We start from the raw sequence: 10,265 nt of genomic DNA on the forward strand, positions 1-10,265 counted from the left end.
CCAGTGACTCTTATGCGCGAAACAATGTGCTACTGCTAAAGCTAATAAGAAGCAGGAAACTATGATGAGTCACAATATGCATGAGAGCAAAGCGAGCATGTAATCCTCCAGTGACTCTTATGCGCGAAACAATGTGCTACTGCTAAAGCTAATAAGAAGCAGGAAACTATGATGAGTCACAATATGCATGAGAGCAAAGCGAGCATGTAATCGCCCAGTGACTCTTATGTGCTGAGTTTGGAAGTAGGCCGTGTTCTTTATGGAAGTTCGATATAGGGAAATTGGAATCTCGAGATTTTCGTGTCGCCCTACTGCCTATTGATTCACTAAACCAAATCAAACGACGGCTTGAAAATGCATCAACACAACGAGCTTCTTCAGCTTTTCTAATTTATTACCATAATACTACCCAGTTTTAATCTTATTCTCATTTTCTTCGGGCATACTAGCATTATAGACAAACGCACTACGGGAGGAAAAAACAATGAATAGATTAGAAAAGAAACGAATTGCTGAGAATATCAATTTATATATACGACTGAACGGCTTTACGAAACGCTCTTTTGCGAAGGCTACGAATTTTTCTCAAAGTACGGCGGAAGCGATTTTGAATGGCAAAGTCATAAGTAATGCGAAATTCAATAAATACATAGTGAATATAACTGAAACGCTAGGTTTGGATACTCATTATTTTAAACAGGATAAGGAAGCTCTCTTGTCCATGCCGATTCATTATCAAGAGGAAGAAGATAAGATTCATATTGGTGACGAGAAATACAATACGATTAGCGCGATGCTAAAAATTGGCGATGTCTATTATAGTAATTTGTAAGTGAAAACCGGTTGGTGCCCAGATAGGGATGCGAATCGGTTTTTTTATTGGGAAAATGTGCGTGATATTGTATACATGATTTTAGAACGTATGGTATTGTGAGAGGATACATTGTTTGGAGGAGGGATTTGATTTGTTGAAACCAGCAGCGATTTGTTTTTTTGATTTGGATGGGACGTTATTGACGAGTGATTCTGTTGTGTCGGAGAGCTCGGTGGGGGCGCTACGGGAATTGCGCGCGAAAAATATTATGCCGATTATTGCGACGGGGCGGACGTTATGTGAGATTGAACATGTGCTTGAGGCAACGGGGATGACGTCTGTGATTGCGATGAATGGGCAGTATGTTTTGTATGACGGGGAAAAGGTTTACACGAATCCGATTGATGTGGAAGAGATTAAGGCGCTTCACCAAGGTACGCAGTCGCAAAACGTGGAAATGGCTTTTTATACGGAGGCAAAAATTCGTGGAACGGCGCAAAATGAGGTGATGGAGAAGCATTATCGATATTTGGGTGAGGAATCGCCGGATGTGGATGCGGAGCTTTATTTGAAGGAACCGATTTATATGCTGCTGTTATTGTTGGAAAAAGGGGACGATTATTTCCCGGAGCGCTTTTCTTATTTCCAATTTGTACGGAATACGCCGTTTAGTAATGATGTGGTGCCAAAGGGCGGTTCGAAAGCGCAGGGTATTGCTAAGTTGCTGGAAGTGATGGGTTTTGAGGATGTTCCGACTTATGCGTTTGGCGATGGCATGAATGATTTGGAGATGTTCGGGGCTGTAGATCACGCGATTGCGATGGAGAACGCGGTGCCGGCGCTTAAGGAAAAAGCGGAGTTTGTGACAGCGGATAATAATAGCGATGGGATTGAAAAAGGACTACGGTTGTGTGGTTTGCTTTAAAAGAAGACATGAAAAAACCAGATGATTGCTCATCTGGTTTTTTCTAGCGCTCTTAAACTGCCTTCCACAAAGCATTGATGTTTAAGAGGTTGGCAGTGGAATCTTCACACTGCTTGTAGGCTCATCGCATGAAGTAATCTTACCATGCGACAAGGGGAATGTAAAGGTTTATTTTGTTGTGGCTCTTTGAGGCAATCTAGAAAACACAAACATATGTTAATGGCTAGGTTATTGAACAAAATAATGACAAGTTTCCAATGAGAATGTGTCAAAACGGAGCGTGTTCAGAAAATGGAGGTTTTATGAATACTACATCCTATACTATTTTTCGAAGTAATGTTTCCGAAAATTTGAATTTCACTAGAGTAGTCTAATTACTTAGTTACCTTTTTATATACTTCTATAAGTAGAGATGACTCGGTTATGTTCCTCTAGATGCATATCTCACTTAAATAGCGTTTATCAAAAAAATTCACGAAATCTACATATAGCATGGAAAAAAGGTGCTTTTAAATGTATTTTTCTTTATGAAATAATCTTCTAGGAGAATATTTAGTTCTAAAAAATGTGTACAAGTAACACTATAAGCCATAGTACTTTTCAAACAATATTTTCAGAAAATACTATACTAGACCTATACAAAGGAAGAGAACCAGATGATGAAGCATACAAATATAAAGAAGGTGATGTCATGAAAAATAAAATAATAGCTATTGCGCTCACAATCATGATACCCGCACCAATGTTCGCAGGAGTTACTCAAGCAGAAGTAGTAAAGGATCCCGTGAAGATAAGCCAAACCATAAAGACAGGCGCCATGTTGGGGGCAACTATTCAAAACAAAAACCTATTTAAAGATCCGAATTTCACATTATTTGGCAACCAAGGAAATGTAGGATGGCTTTATTCACAAGCCGGTTTATTCGATAATAGCCTAGCACTAAGCAGAAACATGGTAGCAACTGGAGACGAGTATAAAGTCACTAATCCGATTGATTACCAAGTATACGTTAAACCATTGCACATTGAAAACGAAGCAGCAATTCAAATAAGAGATGTTACCGATAGTACCGGCAAGGTGAACAGCAGTTTTGGTCAACAAATGTCTGGGCTTACGGTAGGAAAAAAGTATACCGTCTCAACTGATTATCGTGTTGCTTCAAGTGACGTGACAGATGGCAAAAATGAGCTATACTTTACAATCGGAAAAAAAAATTAGCGATGGGCTTAAGACAGATAAGTCACTTGAAAATAGTAACGTAACGATTGCAAACGATGATACAAGTTGGAAACATTATTCGAAAACATTCGTAGCTAACAGTAGCACACAAAACATCATTTTTGGGCAATTTCCAAACTCAACAGACGCAGGACAACAATTAGTAACACAATATAAGAACCTACAGCTAATTGACGCTGATCAAACACCACCAGATGCACCTACTGCATCAAAGGTTTATCCAACATCTACCACCGTAACTGGTAAAACAGAAGCTGGTGCAAAAATCTCAGTTAAAGTAAATGGGACGGAAATTGGAACAAGCACAGCAAATGCATATGGTGATTACACCGTCACAATCCCTGTTCAAGTGAAAGATGCGGTCCTTACAATCACAGCACAAGACGCTGCTGGAAATATAAGTGACACAACACAAGTTACCGTTAAAGAAGAAGTATTCGCCGTTGCTAAACCACAAACCTTTATATTGGGAACTGATATATCAACAATTAATCCGAAAGAATTTTTAACAGAGATTAAAAATAATGGAACTAATATGAAAATAGAATACGTCACCAAAGCAGCGACAGATCAAGTTGGGATAAGTAGTACGAGTATTAAAGTGACAGATCTCAGTACTCAAATAGCACAAACTATCGTCGTTCCAACGACAATTCAATTTGGAGACACACTTTTCTCTGCTGGTCTTGGAATAGGATCATCTTCTGGAAATCGTGGAATTTCCGCAGTTACCATCCATCATGGTGAGCATCCATACCTGACTAATACTCCTGGGATTGACACAGAATATGCGTATGGGCAAATGCATTCCGACTACTCTACCACTTATTACTCTAATAAGCTCATGAAAGTAACAGATGAACATGAACTAGGCGCTGCTTATTTTGATAAATCATCGGCAGGGACGGGAACTGTAAGTGACTATTTGACTGCCTATGGGCAACCAAGCGTGGATTACGGAGATATTATTGAGGTCTATCAACCAGAAACAAGAACCTTTCTAACTAAACCAACAGCGACAACATTAGATGGTGCGGAGAATTTGAAAGTAGGATATAACTATTTTGAAATTACACCGAATGGCTATAAACAAGTTCTTCAAAATAATATCACAACAAAGAATGTAACGATAAACACAGGCGATACAGTCAAAGCTAGTGATTTTATCAATTTGCCAGCTGATGCTAGTTTGAAAGTCGCGGATGCTTTTGTCCAAGCGCCTAACTTATCTAAAGTAGGGGCAAGTACAGTCCAAGTTGAGGTGGATCAACAATTGAATTCAGGTAAATATCTCAAGCGTACTTTTACAAGCACATTAACAGTGAAGGATACGATTGCTCCGACAGCAGATGTGAAACCGCAAACGCTAGACAAGGGCGCATCTATTCCAGCCGCAAGCACTTTCCTCACGAACGTACACGATAATGCAGATGCTGATGTGGCTAATAATATCTCGATAAGCTACGTCACACCACCAACAACTGCAACAATCGGCGTGAGAACAACTCAAATTGCTATCCAAGATAAAGCTGGAAATAAAACGATAAAAGATGTAACGTACAGTATCAAAGATGAGAATACAAACATACAAGATAACTACATGTTGCATAATGGCGATGTTCAGTTAAACACGAGTGATCTAGAAGGCAAGACATCCGATCAAGTAGCATCACTTCTACGCCAACAAGCAAAAATTCAAGGTTGGGATACCTTATCAGGAGCAGATTTAACGGACCAAATCACATTAGAATCACCAGTACCGACCACATCAGGGACTTACACATTAATCTACAAATTAGGAACAGTGACAGCAGTTTCACGCGTTGAAATAAAAGATAATACAACATTTGGCTTCACGAAAGCACCATCAGCACTTGAATTTAATACTACAGAAATCAAATCAAGTGAAGCGACCATTGATCGTGAAGAAACAGGCTGGAACATTGGCGTGACCGATGCGAGAAATAATGGCGACAAATGGGCTGTAACAGCTACGGTGAACGGTCCTCTTGAGAATATGACCGACCCGACAGCGAAAAAAACTAACGAACGCTTTCACATTTACAAAAGGAACAACTGAAACGAGAATTTTAGACAATCAAGCATTTACAATCTATGAAGGAAAATCCGACACGCAAACTGAAAACAATATTCAGTGGACGAAAGATCAAGGTTTACGTATGAAAATCAACACAACAGGCGTTAAAGCTGATGCGGATTATCAAACAAGTATTACGCTAACCTTGAACGATACACCATAATAAAGAAACAGCGAAAAGGATCTGATGCTAAGAGAATCGCAAGGTATTTCTTAACATAGCAGAGAAAAAGTAAAACAAGTGATCTCGGGATAGCTTCATCAAATTCTGGCACTTCAAAGGAGAAGCTTTTCAAATGACAATCAAAAAATATGCAGTAATCGGTTTAGTCACAATCTCAGCAGTCGCAGCAACTTTAGGTTTCGGTAATCACGCATCCGCAGCAGAAGTTGGTTCATTAAATACAGACAGCAAAGTGAAGTTCACCAAACAAGCAGAAGAAACTGTAATTCCTCCAGTGAATCCACTGGATCCAGACCAACCACTGGATCCAGACGGAGACGTAACTCCAGGAACTGGTGGTCCACTAAGCATTGGTTACGTATCTGAATTCGACTTTGGCACCCAAGAAATTTCTGGGGAAACCAAAACATACAATGCGAAACTAGATAAAGTCAAGGTAAGCGGCGAATATGTAGACGCACCGAATAACGTGCAAGTATCTGATAACCGCGGGAATAACGCAGGTTGGAGCTTAACCGTTGCACAAAATGGTCAATTAAAAGATGGTTCCGCACGTAATCTAGAAGGCGCAGAGATCGCGATCAAAAAAGGAACAGCGGTAACCAAAACTGGTGCAGATGTAGTAGCACCTACAGTCAACCAACAAATCAAATTGAACCCAAATGGTACAGCGTCGATGGTAATGAACGCAACAGCCGACCAAGGGATGGGTCAATGGGTAGATAAATTTGGGGCAGACAACACGGAAGCCGCAGACTCAGTCACACTAACCGTTCCAGGTAAATCAGCGAAATATGCGGATTCTGATTATGCTACAACATTAACATGGACACTTTCTGATACACCGCAATAATGATCAAATAAAAGCAGTATGCATCAATATTTTAACGATGCATACTGCTTTTGAAGTAACCCTAGTCATTTAAATGATGCCCTTTCAGTACTACTCGCATCTCCATTTTTCCAGTTTTCTTTTCCTATGTATAGTCTTAATTTAGTAAGCGTCATCCTGCTTGAAATTCTATTAAAAAACACTGCAAACTGCTGTCACGCAATATTTTGCAGTGTTTTTTTTGATATCGCTCAGCGTTGTAAATCCGCGTTTCGTTCTCCATACCCCAGAAAGCCGTTTTTCTAGATTTTTATGTGGAGCATCAATGCCTCGTAAGGTTGCAGCACAATCTTATTTGTTATCGCGTCATGTGGATAGTTGGATTCGAGAATTCGGCAGTTTTTATCGTGGTGTCGTTCTGGAAGATTCCAAACTTGTTCCTCCGCGCTAAAATTACCAACCACGAGCAATGTTTCGCCGTTCCATTGGCGTTCGTAGTCGTAAATTGTTTCGCTGGCGGCATTCAGTAACGTGAAATCACCATTCGCAAAAATATCATGACCGCGGCGCAAGGCGATTAGACGCTGATATGTGTAAAAAATCGAGTCGGGATTCGCTAAGGCCTTCTCGGCGGTCCAGCTATCTTCGTGAATTGGTGCTAGCCAAGGTGTACCAACTGTGAAACCATGATGCGTATCGTCATTCCATTGCATCGGAATCCGAGCGTTCTCGCGTGATTTCTCACGCAAAATCTGTAAGGCATCGGTCTCAGAGACGCCATCCGCAAGCATTTGCTTATACGCATTCCGTGATTCCGCGTCATCATACTGCGAAATATCCGTGAAATTCGCATCGGTCATCGCGATTTCCTCACCTTGATAGATGTACGTCGTTCCTTGTAAGCCGAACAGGATAATCGCTAAAAGTTTCGCGCTCTGTTCTCGGTACACTTGATCATCGGCAAAACGCGCCAACGCCCGCGGTTGATCATGATTCGTCCAAAATAAGGCGTTCCAACCACCACCAGTTGCGATTTTCAACTGCCATTCTGCCATGATACGTTTTAAGTCTGTCAAGCGATACTTCGCGCTAGCCCATTTCTTCCCGCCTGGATAATCGACCTTCATGTGATGGAAATTAAAGGCCATTGAGAGTTCTTGGCGTGCTGGACTCGTATATTTGATGCATTGCTCTGGCGTCGTCGAGGACATTTCACCAACCGTCACGAGGTTATATTTATCAAAAACGCGACGGTTCATTTGATGTAAATACTCATGGACATGTGGCCCATCGACGTAGAATTTACGGCCATCGTCTTGCGCGGTTGCCAAGGAATCATTCGGGAAATCAGGATTTTTCGAGATGTTATTAATGACGTCCAAACGGAAGCCATCGATGCCTTTTTCGCCCCACCAAGCCATCATTTGATAGATTTCTTCTTGCAGTTTCGAGTTTTCCCAGTTTAAATCTGGCATGCCGACTTCATAGAGATGCAAGTAATATTGGCCCGATGCCACATCGAGTTCCCATGCCGAACCGCTGAACTTCGATAGCCAGTTATTCGGAGGTCCGCCATCCGCTGCCGGATCTTTCCAAATATAGTAATCGCGATACGGATTGTCCTTGCCTTTTAGCGCTTCCTGGAACCAATGATGCTGATAGGATGTGTGATTGACAACCATATCCATCATAATTTTCAAACCACGACGGTGCGCTTCTTCTAAAAGTTCCTCAAAATCAGCCATCGTTCCGTACTGTGGATCCATCGCGAAATAGTCCGCAATATCATAGCCATTATCGCGTTGCGGCGACACGTACATTGGCGTTAACCAAAGCAAATCAATGCCGAGTTTTGCAAGGTAATCTAATTTTTCAATAATACCGCGGATATCACCGATACCATCACCGTTCGTATCGTTAAAACTGCGCGGGTAAATCTGGTATACCGTTCCTTTTTGCCACCATTCGTTATTCATCGTAAAAATCCTCCTAAAATCCTGCATTTCCTTGTTTTCGTCTTGCCATTCCGATAATAAATGTGAGCACAAATGGTACGCCGATCGCGATCAGCATGCCAATTGCGTAGGCGCCCCAACCAGCTCGTGTAATTGACAGAATTGAGAATAGGCCACTGACACCAATCGATTGGGAAATAACGCCGTTGTAAGCGATGAAACCACCTGCGAGCCCTGCGCCAATCATGGAACAAACGAAGGCGTACTTGGCGCGTAAATTGACCCCGAACATCGCGGGTTCTGTGATGCCGAGATAGGCGGAAAGCGCGGAAGTGAGCGCGATGCTACGGTTCTTTTTATCCTGTGTGACAAAGGCCATAGCGAGAGCTGCCGAGCCTTGTGCGGTATCGGAAAGCGCTTGAATAGGCCAAAACATCGTTCTACCAGTCGTTGAAATAAGCTGCAAATTGACGGCAAGGAAAGCGTGATGCATCCCTGTAATAACGAGTAGGGCAAAACAGGCACCGAATAGGACACCGGTAACCATTGGTGAAATGTTAGAAAGACTAACAATCCCGTCCGTAATCCAATTGGAAATCCATAACGTGATTGGACCAATTGCGATCAGAGAAAGGGCGCTCGTCACCAGTAGCGTCACAGGAGCGACAACCAACAATTGGAAGGCATCAGCCACGACACGACGTAGCGCTTTTTCAATGGAAGCGTATACCCAAGCGGCCACAAGAACAGGCAATACTTGACCTTGGTAACCAATTTGAGCGACTTCAAGCCCGAAGAAATGCCAGTATTGCGGCTCCTTCACGCCGATATCATAAGCACTCATCAATGCGGGATTCACGAGTACAAGGCCGAGCACAATCCCCATCAGCGGGTTCCCACCGAAATATTTCACAGCCGACCAACCAACAAGCGCTGGCAAGAAAGCAAAGGCAGTTCCAGCAATCATACTGATCATCCCGGCAATACTGGCCAAGTTCGGGTACATATCAACGAGCGATTTGCCCTCGACAAAAATCCCAACACCAACAAGTACATTATTAATACCAAGTAAAAGACCACTAGCAACAATCGCTGGCAAAATTGGAATGAAAACATCGGCCAGCATTTTCACGATTTTTTGAAGAGGATTCAATTTTTTTCGCGTTTTCTTCTTTCAGTTCTGCAGTCGTGACTTCTTTTACATTTGTCTGGCGAACGAGTTCTTCGTAGGCTTTGTCGACGGTTCCTTGACCGATAACGACTTGATACTGGCCATTGGAGCTGAAATTGCCTCGTACAATGTCAATCTCTTTTAGCGCATCTTCGTCCACAATGGATTCGTCTTTGAGCTGAAAACGGAGACGAGAGATACAGTGTGTCGCCATATTGATATTATCTTCGCCACCAATTGCCGCAATAATCGCTGCGACATTCTTTTTCGTAACCTTTGCCATCTTAAATTCCCCTCTTTCTGAGCTAACTATAAAATGTAATCGATTTCATTAGATTTATTATAAGTTGTTTAAACAACTTATGCAAGCCTTTTCTTTAAATTTGTTTAAACAAATTTAAAGAAACCCCGCCAAGGCGAGGTTTCGGGCTTAAGATGTTTGGACTAATTGTTTTTCTTTCAAGGTTAATGTGACATCCGATTGTTTCGCAATGGATTTATCATGTGTGACCATGACGATACATTTTCCTTTTTGATGAGCGAGTGCTTTGAACAAGTAGATGATCTTCTCTGCTGTTTCTCCGTCTAGATTCCCAGTTGGTTCGTCGGCGAAGATGATTTGGGCGCTACCGGAAAGGGCTCGGGCGATGGTGACACGTTGTTGTTGTCCGCCGCTGAGCTGTAAGACGGGACGCTTGATTTGGTCTTCGGTGAGTCCGACTTCGGTCAAGACTTTGACGGCATGTGCGCGCTTATTCTTCATGCCGGGATGTTGGATGCCGATTGCGGTGATGACATTTTGTAGCGCGGTCATATAAGGAATAAGATTGTACGCTTGAAAAATGATGGCGCAATGGTTTTTACGGTACTTTTGCAAGCTGAGTGATTTGTTGATGCTTTGTTTTTGGAATAAAACTTGCCCAGCGCTTGGGATGTCGAGACCCGATGCGATGGAGAGTATCGTTGTTTTTCCAGATCCTGAGGGGCCTAGAATGGTATAAAAGGTGCCTGCATCAAATGAATAAGATGTGTCTAGTAAAATCGTT

The 10,265-nt window shown here is 42.2% G+C and carries 7 protein-coding genes and 1 pseudogene; 5 read left to right on the forward strand and 3 right to left on the reverse strand.

Going from position 1 to position 10,265, the window contains the following annotated elements:
• Positions 1-484 precede the first annotated feature (484 nt).
• From PCORN_RS11090 to PCORN_RS11110, 5 genes are all read left to right on the forward strand, one after another.
• Positions 485-832, forward strand: a complete 348-nt coding sequence (locus PCORN_RS11090) for a hypothetical protein (protein ID WP_036080463.1) — start codon at positions 485-487, stop codon at positions 830-832.
• Positions 833-968: 136 nt separating this feature from the next.
• Positions 969-1,739 (forward strand): Cof-type HAD-IIB family hydrolase, encoded by a 771-nt coding sequence (locus tag PCORN_RS11095; RefSeq protein ID WP_051999405.1) that lies wholly within the window; start codon positions 969-971, stop codon positions 1,737-1,739.
• A gap of 691 nt (positions 1,740-2,430) precedes the next feature.
• The gene (locus PCORN_RS11100) at positions 2,431-2,958 is read left to right on the forward strand and encodes a hypothetical protein (protein ID WP_149024326.1); all 528 of its coding nucleotides are present in this window, start codon (positions 2,431-2,433) and stop codon (positions 2,956-2,958) included.
• Positions 2,924-5,059 (forward strand): Ig-like domain-containing protein, encoded by a 2,136-nt coding sequence (locus PCORN_RS11105; RefSeq protein ID WP_149024327.1) that lies wholly within the window; start codon positions 2,924-2,926, stop codon positions 5,057-5,059. Before PCORN_RS11100 ends, PCORN_RS11105 begins: the two co-directional genes overlap by 35 nt.
• Before the next feature lie 314 nt (positions 5,060-5,373).
• Positions 5,374-6,114, forward strand: coding sequence for a WxL domain-containing protein (locus PCORN_RS11110; RefSeq protein ID WP_036080475.1), 741 nt, complete (start codon positions 5,374-5,376; stop codon positions 6,112-6,114).
• Positions 6,115-6,395: 281 nt separating this feature from the next.
• Here PCORN_RS11110 and PCORN_RS11115 read toward each other — a convergent pair whose 3' ends face one another.
• The 3 genes and pseudogenes from PCORN_RS11115 to PCORN_RS11125 form a co-directional block, all read right to left on the reverse strand.
• Positions 6,396-8,069: an alpha,alpha-phosphotrehalase gene (locus PCORN_RS11115; RefSeq protein WP_036080478.1), complete on the reverse strand. Its 1,674-nt coding sequence runs from the start codon at positions 8,067-8,069 to the stop codon at positions 6,396-6,398.
• 13 nt (positions 8,070-8,082) lie between these two features.
• Positions 8,083-9,502: pseudogene (gene treB, locus PCORN_RS11120) on the reverse strand (PTS trehalose transporter subunit IIBC).
• Positions 9,503-9,649: 147 nt separating this feature from the next.
• Entirely contained in the window at positions 9,650-10,261 is a 612-nt protein-coding gene (locus PCORN_RS11125; protein WP_420912030.1) for an ABC transporter ATP-binding protein, read from the reverse strand.
• Positions 10,262-10,265 lie beyond the last annotated feature (4 nt).

The organism is Listeria cornellensis FSL F6-0969, from assembly GCF_000525855.1.
Taxonomy (GTDB): Bacteria; Bacillota; Bacilli; order Lactobacillales; family Listeriaceae; genus Listeria_A; species Listeria_A cornellensis.